Origin of the sequence: Clostridium sp. (genome assembly GCF_017888565.1) — a bacterium.
Classification (GTDB): Bacteria; Bacillota; Clostridia; order Clostridiales; family Clostridiaceae; genus Clostridium.
On record NZ_JAGHFX010000044.1, the window covers coordinates 70,949 to 87,527 of the forward strand.

18 protein-coding genes are annotated in these 16,579 nt (G+C 28.6%); 17 read left to right on the forward strand and 1 reads right to left on the reverse strand.

Annotated elements, in window-relative coordinates; all coding sequences use genetic code 11:
- Window positions 1-9: 9 nt before the first annotated feature.
- Window positions 10-360 (reverse strand): DUF1622 domain-containing protein, encoded by a 351-nt coding sequence (locus J7M87_RS08185; protein WP_291650469.1) that lies wholly within the window; start codon window positions 358-360, stop codon window positions 10-12.
- 160 nt (window positions 361-520) lie between these two features.
- Here J7M87_RS08185 and J7M87_RS08190 point away from each other — a divergent pair, with 160 nt between their 5' ends.
- From J7M87_RS08190 to J7M87_RS08270, 17 genes are all read left to right on the forward strand, one after another.
- Window positions 521-1,132, forward strand: coding sequence for a DNA-3-methyladenine glycosylase (locus J7M87_RS08190; RefSeq protein WP_291650470.1), 612 nt, complete (start codon window positions 521-523; stop codon window positions 1,130-1,132).
- A gap of 75 nt (window positions 1,133-1,207) precedes the next feature.
- Entirely contained in the window at window positions 1,208-1,588 is a 381-nt protein-coding gene (locus tag J7M87_RS08195; protein ID WP_291650473.1) for a hypothetical protein, read from the forward strand.
- Between the two features lie 44 nt (window positions 1,589-1,632).
- Window positions 1,633-2,079, forward strand: coding sequence for a peptide-methionine (R)-S-oxide reductase MsrB (gene msrB / locus J7M87_RS08200; protein ID WP_291650475.1), 447 nt, complete (start codon window positions 1,633-1,635; stop codon window positions 2,077-2,079).
- A gap of 134 nt (window positions 2,080-2,213) precedes the next feature.
- Window positions 2,214-4,421 carry a stage V sporulation protein D gene (locus J7M87_RS08205; RefSeq protein WP_291650477.1) on the forward strand — a complete coding sequence of 736 codons (2,208 nt, stop codon included), beginning with the start codon at window positions 2,214-2,216 and terminating at the stop codon, window positions 4,419-4,421.
- A 19-nt stretch (window positions 4,422-4,440) separates the two neighbouring features.
- On the forward strand, window positions 4,441-5,613 hold the full coding sequence (gene spoVE, locus J7M87_RS08210) for a stage V sporulation protein E (RefSeq protein ID WP_291650479.1): 1,173 nt from the start codon (window positions 4,441-4,443) through the stop codon (window positions 5,611-5,613).
- A gap of 135 nt (window positions 5,614-5,748) precedes the next feature.
- Complete coding sequence (locus tag J7M87_RS08215) at window positions 5,749-6,900, forward strand: transglutaminase-like domain-containing protein (protein ID WP_291650481.1); 1,152 nt, start codon at window positions 5,749-5,751, stop codon at window positions 6,898-6,900.
- Window positions 6,893-7,195: a Dabb family protein gene (locus J7M87_RS08220; protein WP_291650484.1), complete on the forward strand. Its 303-nt coding sequence runs from the start codon at window positions 6,893-6,895 to the stop codon at window positions 7,193-7,195. The genes J7M87_RS08215 and J7M87_RS08220 overlap by 8 nt, the downstream gene beginning before the upstream one ends.
- A 99-nt stretch (window positions 7,196-7,294) precedes the next feature.
- The gene (locus tag J7M87_RS08225) at window positions 7,295-8,161 is read left to right on the forward strand and encodes a DegV family protein (RefSeq protein WP_291650486.1); all 867 of its coding nucleotides are present in this window, start codon (window positions 7,295-7,297) and stop codon (window positions 8,159-8,161) included.
- A gap of 173 nt (window positions 8,162-8,334) precedes the next feature.
- Window positions 8,335-8,940, forward strand: a complete 606-nt coding sequence (gene ruvA, locus J7M87_RS08230) for a Holliday junction branch migration protein RuvA (RefSeq protein ID WP_291650488.1) — start codon at window positions 8,335-8,337, stop codon at window positions 8,938-8,940.
- Window positions 8,941-8,949: 9 nt separating this feature from the next.
- Window positions 8,950-9,975, forward strand: a complete 1,026-nt coding sequence (gene ruvB, locus J7M87_RS08235; protein ID WP_291650490.1) for a Holliday junction branch migration DNA helicase RuvB — start codon at window positions 8,950-8,952, stop codon at window positions 9,973-9,975.
- A gap of 43 nt (window positions 9,976-10,018) precedes the next feature.
- Window positions 10,019-11,047: a tRNA preQ1(34) S-adenosylmethionine ribosyltransferase-isomerase QueA gene (gene queA, locus J7M87_RS08240; protein WP_291650493.1), complete on the forward strand. Its 1,029-nt coding sequence runs from the start codon at window positions 10,019-10,021 to the stop codon at window positions 11,045-11,047.
- Between the two features lie 21 nt (window positions 11,048-11,068).
- On the forward strand, window positions 11,069-12,211 hold the full coding sequence (gene tgt / locus J7M87_RS08245) for a tRNA guanosine(34) transglycosylase Tgt (protein ID WP_291650495.1): 1,143 nt from the start codon (window positions 11,069-11,071) through the stop codon (window positions 12,209-12,211).
- A 100-nt stretch (window positions 12,212-12,311) separates the two neighbouring features.
- A complete protein-coding gene (gene yajC / locus J7M87_RS08250; RefSeq protein ID WP_291650497.1) occupies window positions 12,312-12,587 on the forward strand; it encodes a preprotein translocase subunit YajC in 276 nt (91 codons plus the stop codon).
- Between the two features lie 52 nt (window positions 12,588-12,639).
- Window positions 12,640-13,008, forward strand: a complete 369-nt coding sequence (locus J7M87_RS08255; RefSeq protein WP_291650499.1) for a TIGR04086 family membrane protein — start codon at window positions 12,640-12,642, stop codon at window positions 13,006-13,008.
- Window positions 13,009-13,414: 406 nt separating this feature from the next.
- Window positions 13,415-14,680, forward strand: coding sequence for a protein translocase subunit SecD (gene secD, locus J7M87_RS08260; RefSeq protein WP_291650501.1), 1,266 nt, complete (start codon window positions 13,415-13,417; stop codon window positions 14,678-14,680).
- Complete coding sequence (gene secF / locus J7M87_RS08265) at window positions 14,673-15,545, forward strand: protein translocase subunit SecF (RefSeq protein WP_291650503.1); 873 nt, start codon at window positions 14,673-14,675, stop codon at window positions 15,543-15,545. Before secD ends, secF begins: the two co-directional genes overlap by 8 nt.
- Window positions 15,546-15,685: 140 nt before the next feature.
- Window positions 15,686-16,537, forward strand: a complete 852-nt coding sequence (locus tag J7M87_RS08270; protein WP_291650504.1) for a DHH family phosphoesterase — start codon at window positions 15,686-15,688, stop codon at window positions 16,535-16,537.
- Window positions 16,538-16,579 lie beyond the last annotated feature (42 nt).

Consider the following 16,579-nt stretch of genomic DNA (forward strand, 5'->3'; position numbering starts at 1 on the left):
AGAGAAGTTTTATTTGGCTTCTCTATCTTTTTTGCTTTTAGAAGGATTTTCAGACTTCATTTCCCAATGAATAATTAATGTTAAGAATCCTCTTAATAAAGTTATTGATCCTAAAATTATTAGTTCATTCATATTTCTAATAATAACTGTTTTTAATATCTCAGCAGCTAGTTTGAATTCAAGGGCTGTAGCCATTGAATTTGCATATTCCCATTTTATAGGGTAATACTTTTTTGTTATTAATGAATAGGAATAATGATAAAAAGCTTTAATAGATCCAATGCATATAACTAAAATTCCAATTAATTCTAAAATATTTACCAAAGTAGGGATAATTGATTTTATAAAATCTTCTAACATATAAATCTCCTATTAGTAATTTTTTATAATATTTATTATTCCTTTTTAGAAAAAAATAATAAGTAATAATTATGAAATATTTAAGGAATAAATATAGTAGTATAATGAATAATAAAGTTATAAAAGTAATTAATTTATAAATTGAAGTTGGAGATTTATTATGATTATTGAAAAAGAGTTTTATAACCAAGGAGCTATTGAAATTGCAAAAAGTATTTTAGGGCATTACTTAGTAAGAGAAGTGAATGGATTAAAAATTAGAACTAAAATAGTTGAAACAGAAAGTTATATAGGTGCTACTGATAAAGCATGTCATGCTTATAATTATAAAAGAACAGATCGAACGAAGCCTTTATTTGAGGAAGGTGGTATAGCATATGTTTACTTTATTTATGGTTTATATCATTGTTTTAATATAGTAACTAATATTAAGGAAGAGCCAGAAGCTGTTTTAATAAGAGCTGTAGAACCTCTCGATAATTTTGAATATTTATCTAATATTAGATTTAATAAAAATTATAATGAGTTAACTAATGCACAAAAAAGAAATTTAACTAATGGTCCCTCTAAGTTATGTAGTGCTTTAAGTATTACAAGGGAAGATAATTATAAAAAATTATATATAGATAGTGGATTGTACTTAGAATATAATTATGATAAAAATATCGAAATAGTAGAAACTACAAGAATAGGTATAGATTATGCTGAAGAGGCTAAAGATTTTAATTGGCGATTCTATGTTAAAGATAATCCATATGTTTCAAAAAAATAAATAGGATTAAGCTTATGAATATTTATAACAAATAGGACAAAACTATTAGTGAATATAAAATAAGGAGGAATTAATATGAAATTAAAAAAATCATTATTATTACTTTGTTCGCTAGTTATTTTTTCAGGGATTTTAATTGGAGCAACTCCTGAAAAGGGAATGTCAGCAAAAAGTCCAGTTGTTATAGGAGAGGTAACAGAAGTTAAAAAATCAGAAGATGGAAATTCAACTATGATAACTGTACAAGGGTATATGAAAGGAAAAGAAGTTAGTAAAATTACAGTTGTCGGAATTATAAATAATGAGACAAAAGTTATGAATTCTGCAAATGATAAAAAAGAAAATATAGTAATTGAAAATGGAGATTTAGTATATATGAGAGTAAGTGAAGCTATGACTAAATCAAATCCGCCTCAAACCGTAATAAAAAGAATATTTATTACTAAGAATAAATAGAAATTTTACAAAAATGGCTTTATAATATAAATGGAGGATGAAATATGGAAAAATTAAATAAAGATGAATTGAAAAATAGATTAACAGAACTTCAATATAGAGTTACTCAAGAAAATGGAACTGAACCACCTTTTATGAATGAATATAATAATCATTTTGAAGAAGGGATTTACGTAGATATAGTTTCCCTAGAGCCATTATTTATCTCAACAGACAAATTTAATTCTGGTTGCGGATGGCCTGCTTTTTCAAAACCTATAGATAGAAAATTAATTGAAGAAAAAGTAGATAAAAGTCATGGAATGGTTAGAACTGAAGTAAGAAGTAAAAATTCAGATTCACATTTAGGGCATGTATTTTGTGATGGACCAGAGGAGTTAGGCGGACTTAGATATTGCATTAACTCTGCATCATTAAAGTTTATACCTAGAAAAGAAATGAAAGAAAAAGACTATGAAAAATATTTAGCTTTATTTGAGGATAATAAGTAAAGGTGGAAATCCACTTTTACTTTTTATTTAGTTTAATATATAGGTAATAATTTACATAATGTATGTCTTTTTGATATAATAGATTGGACAACCTGTGAATAATAAATCTTTAAATAGCACCATGGGGGAGAAAAATGAATAATAAGAAAAAAGTTAATAAAAGAAATAATAATAAATTTAAGAAAATTTATTCAAGAGAAAGAGCTCTGTATAGTAGTATTAGTATTTGTTTAATATTTTTATTTTTGATAGGAAGATTAACCTATATTATGATTTATAAGAACAAAGAATATAAACATATGGCTCAAGGACAGTGGAATTCACAAGTTTCTGTGGAAGCTAAAAGAGGAGATATAAAGGATAGAAATGGTTCTATACTTGCAACATCCATTGATGTATATAGGGTAGATTTAGATTTAGAAGCTATAGAAATACATTTAGAAGATAAAGATACAACTATAGATAAAGTTGCACAAGATTTAGCAAATGCTTCAGGATTGTCAATTGCTGAGGTTAAACAGAAATTAAATACTGTTGATGAAAATGGAGCTAAAATAAGAAATAGTACACTTGTTACAGGAATAGAAAAAGAAGTCGCAGATAAAATTAAAGCATTAAATATATATGGAGTTATCATTTCTATTAATCCAAAGAGATATTATCCAAATAATAATTTCTTAGCTCATGTGCTAGGAAGTGTGAATTCTGATAATACAGGATTAAATGGAGTAGAGTTACAGTATGATTCAGAATTAACAGGGATAGCTGGTTATAAAATAGCAGAAGTCGATGGATCATTAAAGGAATTACCATTCCAAACAGTAAAATATACAAGCCCAATTGACGGTAAAGATGTTATGTTAACAATAGATGAAAATATTCAACTTATGGCTGAAAGAGCAGCTCAAAAGGCTTACGATGATAATAAAGCAAAAGAAGTATCCATTATAGTTATGAATCCTAATAATGGTGAAATTTTAGCCATGGTGAATAAGCCAGATTTTAATCCTAATGATCCATATGGAGAATATGAGGATTTTGAAGGTGAAAATGATTTTGAAAAGCTACAAAATATGTTTAGAAATAGTTCTATAAGTAATACCTTTGAGCCAGGATCTACCTTTAAAAATATTACTATGGTTGCAGCTATAGAAGAAGGCGTTGCGCATGAAAATGATACATTTTATTGTGATGGTGGAGTGAAATTTGGTTCTACAACAATTAAGTGTTGGAATACAGCAGGGCACGGTACTCAAACTTTACCTGAGATATTACAAAATTCTTGTAATGTAGGTTTTATGGAACTAGGTTCTAGGCTAGGTAGTGCAAAATTAAAAGAATATATAGATAAATTTGGATTTGGAAAATTAACTAAAATAGATCTTCCAGGAGAATCAGAAGGAATTGTAAAATCAGTAAGTGATATGAGTGAAATGGATTTAGCGACCATTGCGTTTGGACAAACTAATACTGTAAATAGCATTCAACTTATGAGATCTTTTAATGCTATAGCTAATGGAGGAAAGTTAATTCAACCACATATTATGAAAGAAGTTACGCATGAGGCTGTTAATGGAACAAAAGTAATAGATGAAGAGTTTAAACCTGCTGTTGAAGAAAATGTAATTTCTGAAGAAACAACAGCTGTGCTAAGAGATTATCTAGAAAGAACTATAAATCAAGGACAAGAAATTGGAAGCTTTATGGGGAAAGAAAGAAGGGTAGGGGCTAAGACAGGAACTGCTCAAAAAGTTGATCCTATATTAGGAGGATATTCTGCTGACAAGTATATTGCGTCAGTTGTTGCTTTATATCCTGTTGAAAATCCTCAAGTAACAATATTCATAAAGGTTGAAGACCCGAGTGCAGGTCAATATTATGGGGGGCCTGTAACAACTCCAGTATTAAAATCATTATTATCAGAAATGTTTACTTATATGGATTCTCAAGTTTATACTGAAAGATATACAGAAAAGAAGAAAGTGGTTGTTCCTGAATTAAGAGGAAAATCAGTTGATGAAGCAACAAAGATATTAGAAGCAAATAATTTAAATATAAATTTAGAGGAAAATGGATCAAAAGTTACTAATATGGATCCTTATCCAGGTTCATTAGTTGAAGAAAATGCTATTATAAGTGTTAATTTACCTGATCCAAAAAGTGATGCAAATAAGTTAATAATGCCAAATTTAAAAGGTAAGACTTTAGAAGAAGCTACAGATATTTTAAATAAGCTTCAAATAACATTTAAGGCAAATGGTACAGGTATAGTAGATAGCCAAGATGTTATTGCTGGCAAACTTATTGAGAAGGGAACAAAAGTTAAATTAGATTTGAAATAATAGAATAGTAGGAGATAATATGAATAATGTAAGAGAGTTAGATATAAAGGGGAGAAACAAAAAGAAGACAACTTCAATAAAAAGAAAAAAAATAAAAATGAAAAATATAGATTACAGTTTGTTATGTGCTATAGTAATATTACTTTTTATAGGTATAGTTATGGTATATTCATCAAGTTCATATTATGCTTTGTATCAAGAGGATGTTTGGAATTCAGACCATTACTTTACTAAAGAAATAATATGGACGGTTGTAGGAATAATAGGCATGATGGTTACTATGTCTATAGACTATCATATTTATAAAAAGTGGACTCCTTGGCTAGTTATAATTACAATAGGTCTTTTGGTGCTTGTTTTATTTGTTGGAGCAGAGGTTAATGGAGCAAGAAGATGGATTAGATTTGGAGGATTATCATTACAGCCATCAGAGTTAGCTAAATATGTTGTAGTATTATATTTAGCCATGTTAATAGATAAAAGAAGAGGTAAAATTAAAGAATTTAAGGAAGGAACATTATATTATTTAGCTATAGCAGCTGTATTTGCAGGGTTAATAATTTTAGAGAAAAACTTAAGTATTACTGCAATTGTTATGATGGTTGCATTCATAATGATATTAGTTGGTGGGGCTAAAATAAGTCATTTACTATCTCTTATTCCAATAGGGTTAGCAGCTGGCATTGGGTTGATTATTATGGAGCCTTATAGATTAAAAAGACTTACTAGCTTTTTAGATCCATGGGCAAATCCAACAAGTGATAGTTATCAGCTTATACAATCACTTTATTCATTAGGTTCAGGAGGTTTTTTTGGGGTAGGTCTTGGTAATTCAAGGCAAAAGGCTTTATTTATGCCAGAGCCTCATAATGACTTTATATTTGCTATTATAGGTGAGGAATTAGGATTGATAGGTTGTGTGGCTATAATATCTATATTTATATTTATAGTAATAAAAGGGACTTCCATTGCAGTTAAAGCAAGAGATAATTATGGATATTTAGTAGCTATAGGAATAATTTCAGTAATTTCTATACAAGCAATAATAAATATTGCAGTTGTAACTGGATCAATGCCAGTAACAGGGGTTCCAATGCCGTTAATAAGTTATGGAGGTACTTCCCTTGTGTTTAATTTATCGGCAATAGGTATATTACTTAATATTTCAAGACAAAGTAAAGAGGATATTTAGAAAGCACTATTTTAGTGCTTTTTCTTTTAATAAAATTACTTAAATATATATTAAAACTTAAATAATAACTTATAATATGTTAAAATAAAGAAAGGGTATAGTAAAATATTTACAGTAGGTATTGGAGGGGTTAGCTTGATAGTTATTATAAATAATGTATTTAATAATAATATTGATATTTCAAAAAAGGTTTGTGAAGAAATTGAAAATAGTATAGTTTATAATCCGTATGAAGTAGCCTTGATGTTAGATAATATATTAAAAAAAGATATAAAGGAAAACTGTGAGGATTTAGATATTTGGAATAGGTTAGTACTTGAAACTGCTAAGGAAATTCAGAATAAATATGAAAAACACTTAATTGTACCAGCAAAGATTAATAAAATAGAAAATCTTATAGTTCTAAAAAATAATTTTCTTAATATAGATAGTGAGGTTTATGTTTTTAATATTACTAGCAGCATAGAGTACATTCAAAATGATGAAGAAGAGTATCATAATATTAATGTAAATGATAAAAGTAATGAAAATATTAAATCAATAATAATAGATAAAATAAAAATTTTAAGTAGTGATTTTTTAAATAACGAGTTTTTAATTAATAAAACTTATATTATTAAAGGAAGCAAAATAGATGTAAATCTTTTAAACTCTTCTCATCAAAGTGTAAAAAATTTATATAGGAAAAAACCAAATTATGAAATTATATTAGAAACTCATCCATTAGTTATTCAACAAGAGTTAAATATAGAAAGATTAGAAAAATATTTAATGCCAACTAAAAGTATAGAATGTGATTCTATAGATATTAAAAAATTAGCTGAAAGTTTAATTGGAAATGAGAAGAATAAATTAATAATCATAAATAAAATATTAGAATTTACTAGAAATATAGAATTTGATGATGAGTTATCTACAAGAATATATGAAGGCGAAGACACTCAAAGTGCTTTAAATACAATAAGTATTATGAAGGGAAGTTATGGTGAATGTACTAATGTATTTATTGCATTATGTAGGGCATCTAATATACCAGCTAAATTTATTTTAGGAAAGACCTCTAGAAATTTATATCATACATGGGCAGAAGTATACATTCAGGGTGTTGGTTGGATACCAGTAGAAACAAGAATAAATATTCCCGTAGATATAAATAAGGGCTATTTTGGAATTACTAATAAGCATATAAAAGTTTATGAAGGTGTTGACTTTGAAGATATAAATGTTAAATTATATAATTTAGATATAGATTTAGAAGTATTGAATAAGGAGAAAGTTTATGATTAAACATATAGTGATGTGGAAATTGAAAGAAAATGCAGAAGGTAATACTAAGGAAGTTAATTCGCTAGAAATAAAAAGACAAATAGAGTCTTTAAAAGAAAGAATAGATAAAGTATTAGAGTTAGAGGTAGGCATAAATTTTGAAGAATCTAATCAAGCTTACGATGTGGTTTTATATTCAATTTTCCATTCAAGGGATGATTTGAATTATTATCAAAACCATGAAGAGCATTTAAAGGTTGTTAATTTTATAAAAAAAGTAATAGAAGTAAGAAGTGTAGTAGATTATGAAGTATAATCTTAAATTACTTTTTAAACTTCATAGAAAAACTTTGAATATAGATGTATAATAAAATGCATATTATAATTATAGAAGATATTTTGGGAGGAGATGACTATGAAGACAGTTATTATAACAGATTCTTGTTGTGATTTACCTATAAGTTTTGTTAAAGAAAATAATATAGAAATAATGCAGCTTAGAGTTAATATAAAGGGTGAGGATATTCCAGATGATCTAGGGAAAAGCATAAAGTATAAAGAATTTTATGATATGATTAGATCAGGTGAAATGCCTTCTACATCTCAAGTTAACTCATATACATTTGCAGAAGCATTTAAGAAATATTCTAGTGAAGGCTATTCAGTAATTTATATAGGATTTTCATCAGCACTTAGCGGTTGTGTAAATAGCGCAAGAATAGCTAAGGAAGCTGTAGAAGATGAAATTAAATCTGCAGATATTACTGTGATTGATACAAAAAGTGCATCACTAGGGCTAGGACTTATAGTTTATTATGCTGCCAATATGCTAAAAAATGGAGCAACTAAGGAAGAAATAATAAACTGGATAGAAGAAAATAAACTAAAAGTTAACCATTGGTTTACTGTAGATGATTTAAATCATCTAAAAAGAGGTGGTAGAGTATCAAGTACAGTTGCTATAGTTGGAACAATGCTTAGTATAAAGCCAATAATGCACGTAGATGATGAAGGAAGGTTAACTTCGGTTTCTAAGGTGAAGGGTAGAAAAAAATCAGTTAAAGAATTACAAGAAAAATTAAAAGAAAAAATTGTAAATGCAGAAAATCAAACAATCTTTATAAGTCATGGTGATTGTTTAGCTGAAGCAGAACAGTTAAGAAATTTAATTTTAAGTGAAGTAAAAGTAAAAGAAGTTATTATAAATAACGTAGGACCAGTTATAGGAGCACATTCAGGTCCAGGAACATTGGCATTATTTTTTATAGGTAATAATAGATAAGTTTTGGGATAATTATTTTATAGAAAGGAGTAAGATTAATTTAATCTTACTCCTTTTACATCCTTATGCTTATGTTTCTACCTTGAATTATTTTATTTATAATGATAAAGTATAGTGTAGGTTAGAAGCTAAACTAAAAAAATATTTAGTTGGCATATGAGGGGGTTAGTTGTATGTACGAATACATAAGAGGAAAATATAAAGGTATAAATAGAGATTACATTATTATTGAAAATAATGGTATAGGATATAAAATATTTACATCAGGAGCAACTATGTCATCTATGCCTAAAATTGATGAAGAAGTGAAGTTATATCTTGAGCAAATAGTGAGAGAAGATTTTTTGGGGTTATATGGATTTGACTCGAGAGAAGAACTTGAAATGTTTAAGCTGTTACTTTCTATAAATGGAGTTGGTGCAAAAGCTGCATTATCATTATTATCAATTAGTAGAATTAATAATTTAAGGTATGCAATAATGATGGGAGACGAAAAACATTTATGTAAAGCTCCTGGAATTGGAAAGAAAACTGCAGGGAGAATTATACTAGAGCTTAAAGATAAAATTAAGAAAGAAGATATGTCTGAAGTAATAGAAGGCTCAGGTGAATTTGATGATTTAATGCCTAATAATGCAAGTAATATAGCGGAAGCTTTAGGTGCACTTTTAGCTCTTGGATATTCGGAAAAAGAAGCAGAGGCTGCACTTAAAAAAGTAGATAAGACAGATACTCTAGAAAATATAATTAAAAATTGTTTAAAGGTTCTTATGGGATAGAGGTGAATTATGGAAAGAATAATAACACCACAAGAAATATTTGAAGATGGAAATGCTTTGAGCTTAAGACCACAGAGTTTAGGTGAATATATAGGCCAAGATAAAGTTAAAGAAAGATTAAATATATTTATAAAGGCAGCTCAAAACAGGAATGAAGCTTTAGATCACGTGTTACTATATGGGCCACCAGGTCTTGGTAAAACTACTTTAGCTAATATAATAGCAAAAGAAATGCATGGAGAATTAAAAATAACTTCTGGTCCAGCTATAGAAAGAGCTGGTGATTTAGCTGCAATATTAACGACGCTTAAAGATAATGATGTTTTATTTATAGATGAAATACATAGATTAAATAGAAATGTAGAAGAAATATTATATCCAGCAATGGAGGATTATGTTCTTGATATTGTTATTGGAAAGGGAGCAGCGGCTAAATCTATAAGATTAGATTTACCTAAATTTACTTTAATAGGAGCAACGACAAGGATAGGTATGTTAACATCTCCATTAAGAGATAGATTTGGAGTTCTTTGTGATATGCAATATTATACAGAAGATCAACTTAAAGAAATTATAATTAGGTCTGCTTTTGTATTAGAATGCAATATAACTGAAGAAGGTGCTTATGAACTTGCAAGGAGATCAAGAGGTACTCCGAGAATTGCAAATAGATTATTAAAAAGAGTTAGGGATTATGCTCAAGTTTATTCGGATTCTCTTATAAGTTATAAAGAAGCAAAAGCTGCACTTGAACTTTTAGAAGTGGATGATAAAGGTTTTGATAGAGTTGATAATAAAATATTGGAAGCAATAATAGATAACTTTAATGGGGGACCAGTAGGAATAGAAACTCTTTCCTATTTTATAGGAGAAGAGCTTGGAACAATAGAAGATGTATATGAACCTTACTTATTGCAAACAGGATTTATAGTAAGAACTTCAAGAGGAAGGGTAGCAACAGATAAAGCTTATGAGCATTTAGGTAGAAGTAAGGTGAATAGAAAAGTACCTGGAGAGCAGCAGAAGCTGTTTTAGAGGAAATTTAAATTATTAACGATAAAGATTAGGAGATAATAAAATGAAAGTAAGCGATTTTGATTTTTATTTACCAGAAGAATTAATTGCACAACATCCTTTAGAAAAAAGGGATTCTTCTAGACTTATGGTTTTAGATAAAAAAACTGGAGAAATAGAACATAAATCTTTTCATGATGTAATAGAGTATTTAAATGAAGGAGATACCTTAGTTTTAAATAATACAAGAGTAATGCCAGCAAGATTAATAGGGGAAAAAGAAGGAACAGGTGGAAAAATTGAGTTCTTGCTATTGAAAAGAATTGAAGGCGATAAATGGGAGTGCTTAGCTAAGCCAGGTAAAAGAGCAAAGATTGGTCAAAAGTTTACTTTTGGCGAAGGAAAACTAACATGTACAGTAGTTGATATTGTAGAAGAAGGAAATAGAATAATAGAGTTTTCATATGATGGAATTTTTGAGCAAGTACTTGATGAGTTAGGAGAAATGCCACTTCCACCATATATTACTGAAAAACTTGAAGATAAAGAAAGATATCAAACTGTATATTCAAAAGAAAAAGGGTCAGCAGCAGCTCCAACAGCAGGGTTACATTTTACAGAAGAACTATTAAATGAAATAAAGGCTAAAGGAGTTAATATTGCATACTTAACTCTTCATGTTGGATTAGGAACATTTAGACCAGTAAAAGTTGAAGATATAAATGAACATATAATGCATTCAGAGTATTATCACTTAGATAAGGAAAATGCAGATTTAATAAATAAAGCTAAAAAAAGAGGTAATAAAGTCATAGCAGTTGGTACAACATCTACAAGAACTTTAGAGACAATTGGTGATGATAACGGATTTGTAAAAGAACAAAGTGGATGGACTGATATATTTATTTATCCAGGATATAAATATAAAGTTATTGATGAACTAATCACTAATTTTCATTTGCCTGAGTCTACTTTAATAATGCTAGTTTCAGCTTTATCAGGAAAAGAAAATGTAATGAAAGCTTATAATGAAGCTGTTAAAGAAAAATACAGATTTTTCTCCTTTGGAGATTCTATGATAATAAAAGAATAAACAAGAAGAGGAAGTGAAATTTTGAGTAAGAAAAGATATACTTTACTAAAAAAAGATGGAAACGCAAGAAGAGGAAGATTTGAAACTCCTCATGGAACTATAGAGACTCCTGTATTTATGAATGTTGGTACACTTGCTGTAATAAAAGGAGCAGTATCAACAATGGACTTAAAAGAAATAGGATGTCAAGTAGAATTATCAAATACATATCACCTACATTTAAGACCATCTGATAAAGTTGTAGCAAAGCTTGGGGGATTACATGAATTTATGAATTGGGATAGACCAATACTTACAGATTCAGGCGGATTCCAAGTGTTTTCATTATCCGGAATGAGAAAGATAAAAGAAGAAGGGGTTTATTTCTCATCACATATAGATGGTAAGAAAATATTTATGGGACCAGAGGAATCAATGCAAATTCAAAGCAACCTAGCATCAACTATAGCTATGGCCTTTGATGAATGTATTCCTAATCCATCTACAAGAGAATATGTAGAAAAATCAGTTGCAAGAACAACAAGATGGCTTGAAAGATGTAAGAAGGAAATGGATAGATTAAATTCACTTCCTGAAACTATAAACAAGGATCAAATGTTATTTGGGATAAACCAAGGTGGATGCTATGAAGATATAAGAATAGAGCATGCAAAGACTATAACAAAGATGGATTTAGATGGATATGCAATAGGTGGTTTAGCAGTTGGTGAAACTCATGAAGAAATGTATAGAATAATAGATGCTGTTGTACCGTATTTACCAGAGGATAAGCCAATTTATTTAATGGGAGTTGGAACACCAACTAATATATTAGAAGCAGTTGATAGGGGTGTAGATTTCTTTGATTGCGTACTTCCAGCAAGAAATGGTAGACATGGGCATGTGTTTACAAAAGAAGGAAAGATAAATCTAATGAATGCAAAATTTGAGTTAGATACAAGACCTATAGATGAAGGATGTCAATGTCCAGCGTGTAAAAGCTATACAAGAGCATATATAAGACATTTATTTAAAGCTAAAGAAATGCTTGCTATGAGACTATGCGTATTACATAATCTTTATTTCTATAACAAGCTTATGGAAGATATAAGAGCTGCTATAGATGGTGGATACTTTAAAGACTTTAAAGAACAAAAATTAAAAGAATGGAATGGAAAAGCTTAAAGTATTAAGTATCTGTTAATATAATTGACAATACCATATAAATAAGATATAGTTTTTATTATGAAAAATATTAGTTATTTTATGAAGGGAATGAATTTAAATGCCACAAATATTATCACTTGTAGTACCATTCGTATTAATGTTTGGTCTTATGTACTTTTTATTAATTTTACCTGAAAAGAAGAGAACAAAAAAATACAATGAAATGTTATCAGCATTAGAAAAAAATGATGAAATAATAACTAGAGGCGGAATAATGGGAAAGATAATAATAGTAGAAGAAGACTATGTTATTATCGAAACTAGCGCTGAAAGAACAAAATTAAAAATATCTAAAAATGGTATCGCTTCAAAAGTAAATAAAGTAACAGAATAAGAATAATACCCCCTAGTATTTCATAAAATTAATACTAGGGGGTGAAATTTTTATGGAGTGGTCAAATTATTTTAAAAGTGTTCTAAAAGGTATTGTTTGGGCAATTATGGTTACATTTTTAATAACAGCAATACTTTCTCTGGTAATGAATAGTGTTACTCTTGGAGAAGGTGTTTTTAATATTATTTATGTAGTTATTTCTTGTCTAGCTTTGGTTGTAGGTTCACTAGTTGCAGTAAAAGCACATGGAAGTAAAGGGTGGATTGTTGGTTTAGCGGTTGGATGTATGTTTTACATAGCTCTATATATAATTGGAATTATATTCGGCGCAGAACCAACATTAGGTATGTATGATTTTATTAAATTTACATTATGTGTATTTATTGGCCTTTTTTCTGGAATGCTTGGCGTAAATCTATAACGTTATCGACGTAAGAAAAAATTATTTATTAGAACTAAAGATTATTTAACTAATTTACAAAGATATATAAGATACCATTAAATAAGAGAGTTTTTTAATTCTCTTATTTTTTATTTTATAAAAAGATATACAATGATTTAATATTAATTTAATGAAAAAAATTTGTTAAAGCTAAATATAGCAATATTATCTATAAAGTATAAGATAAATATAAATTATATGTGATTACTGTATAGATTTACAAAATTAGAGATATAATTAGGTATAGAGTTGTGTTAAATAATATTTATTAATGAAATTTGGTAGATAAAGGATGGAAAACGACTCCAATTAAGTAAAAAGTAGTTGATATTACTTAACATAAGTAATATAATTTTAGGTGAAAACTTACCAGAGGGGGAAGAACATGAAAGCGAGAAGCAAAAGCAAGAGTAAAAGTTCAATATTATTTATACTCTGTATCGTTGCTATTATCTCATTAGCATTTACAGGTTTTAAAGGGTTTGAAATAGCAGGATGGGAGTTTAAGTCATTTGATAAAGCAATAACTAAAGGACTTGATCTTCAAGGTGGAGTATCGGTTTTGATGGAAATACAAGAAGATGATGTTCCGTCAGATGTACGTCAAAGAACAAAGCAATTATTAGAGCTTAGAGTTAATAAAATTGGAGTGTCTGAAACGGTTGTTACTGAAGAAGGTGAAAAAAGAATAAGAGTAGATATACCAGGAGCTTATAACTCAAGTGAAATAGTTGATGGATTAAGTAAAACTGGTAACTTAGAATTTAAGGACCCAGAAGGTAATGTTGTTTTAACAGGTAAAGATGTTAAAGAGGCAACAGCTATTCTTGATGATACATCAAGACCAGTTGTATCATTAGAGTTAAATGAGGAAGGGCAAGCAAAATTCGCTGAAGCTACAGCTAATAATATAGGTAAGACTATAAGTATATCAATGGATGATGAAGTAGTATCAGAGCCAGTAGTTCAAAATGCTATTACTGATGGAAAAGCTGTTATTAATGGAATGTCTTCAATGGAAGAGGCAACAAAGTTATCAGGAATTATAAGTTCAGGAGCACTACCAGTAACAGTTAAGGCAGTCTCTGTTAAAAATGTAGGAGCTCAATTAGGTACAGAAGCATTTCCAAATGCAATTAAGGCTGGTGCTATAGGAATATCATTAATATTCATATTCATGATACTTTGGTATAGAGTTCCAGGAATTTTAGCAAGCATAGCATTAACATTATATATAACACTAGTACTTTTAGTATTTGTAGAAATGGGAGTAGCTTTAACACTGCCAGGAATTGCGGCGTTATTGTTAACAGTAGGTATGGCAGTAGATGCAAATATATTAATTTTTGAAAGAATTAGAGAAGAACTTTCAAGAGGTGTATCTGTTAAAAGTGCTGTGAAAAGTGGATTTGAAAATGCAATGTCATCAATTATAGATTCAAATGCTACTACATTTATTGCTGCACTTATATTGTATTTTATAGGTTCAGGAACAGTAAAAGGTTTTGCTGTAACACTAATGATAGGAATAGTTTTAAGTTTAATTACTGCTTTAGTAGTTACTAAGATTTTGATGAATTTTGCAGTAGATATGGGACTTTTAAAGAGTCTAGGACAGTTTAGAGTGAAGAGGAGGGCTAATAATGCTTAAAATTATAGAAAAAACTAAGCTTTGGTTCGCCTTATCAATTATAGTTATAATAGTAGGATTAGGATTTACTATTTCAAGAGGGTTGAATTTTGGAATAGACTTTTTAGGGGGAACTAAAGTTGTTATTGAATTAGGTGAAGGGTTTAATAAACCTGAAGCAGATGAAATAGTTAAAGGAATAGTTCCAGATGCAGTTACAAATGAGGCAGATGAAACACAATATGAAATTAAAGCTAAGGATTTAGATAGTGAAAAAGTTTCAGAAGTTTTTAAAGCCTTACAAGATAAATATAGTTTAGAAGATGATGCTTTATTATCACAAGATGAAATTGGAGCTTCAGTAGGAAAAGAGCTTACAAGAAACTCAGTAATTGCACTATTAGTAGCTTGTGCTGCTATGCTAATATATATTGCAATGAGATTTGAAATGAATTATGGTGTAGCTGCTATCATAGCACTAGTACATGATTTATTTATCACAATTAGCGTATTTGCAATTTTTAACATACCTGTTAATACACCATTTATAGCAGCTATATTAACAATTGTAGGTTATTCTATAAATGATACAATAGTAATTTTTGATAGAGTAAGAGAAAATTCTAAAAATATGAGAAGAGCATCAGCTACTGAAATTGCAAATAAGAGTTTAACTCAAACTATGTCAAGATCAATAAATACAACTTTAACAACATTAATTACAATTATAGCAGTTAATATATTTGTACCAACAGTTAGGGAATTCACATTCCCATTAATAATAGGTATTGCAGCGGGAGCATATTCTTCCATATGTATAGCTTCGCCAGTATGGGTTATATTAAAAGATAAAAGAGGTAAAAAAAGTAAAGCTGAATTAGCTTAATCTTTTAAAAATAACAAAAAAAGTTAAACCTCCGAAATATTTTTGGAGGTTTATTATTTTTTCCTTAGAAAACATTTGTAATATTGGAGATTTTACATTATAATATATGTGTTTTCTTAAGTTTTATGGAGGAGTTTATAATGCGTAAGTTTTGGGAGAGTATTTATAGTCCAAATTATATTACTGGATATAATCCCTTTATACTTAAAAATATGAATAAAGCTATTGAACATATGGTAGAAGCTATAAATAATAGGAAAAAGATAGTTATTTATGGGGTACCAAATGTAGATGGGATATGTGCTATATCGTCCTTAATATTAGTCTTAAAATATTTAAATGCAGATATAGAATATATAATTCATGATGAGGCTTCTAGTTCTGGAATAATATCAGAAGATATAAAGAATAATGTTAGTTTTCTAGGGGGGCAACTTTTGATAACCTTAGGTATAGATTTAAGTTCAGAAAAAGAAGAAGAGCTTTGTAGGGATCTTGGGATAGATTTGATAGTTTTGGAAAATAAAGAAGTTAATAATGAGAGAAGTTACATATACATAAATCCAAATCAAAGGGGATGCCAATATAGATATAAAAATTTATCTATTAGTGGATTAACCTTTAAATTAATGCAAGCAATTGCGATATACTATAACATAAAGAGCATAAATAAGTATTTGGATTTGATACTTATAGGAGAACAATGGGCGGAAGTTCCTTTAAAGGGTGAGAATGGAGTTATTTTAAAGGAAGGTAGAAAATTTTTAATAAATACAAATAATTATGGCTTAAGAGCTATAATGAATTATTATAGTATTGTTGAAATGGATGAAGAGTGCATACTAAAGATTATAGATGTCATTACACCAACCATAAATGCAGTAACAATGATGGATAATGCACGTATAATTATAGAGCTTTTGACTACTACTAAAAAGGAAAGAGCAGAACAAATAACAAAATATTTAAACAAATCAAAAATAACTATATAATTAATTTGATAATTACTTAAAATAAGAGTTGGTAGTTTTTAG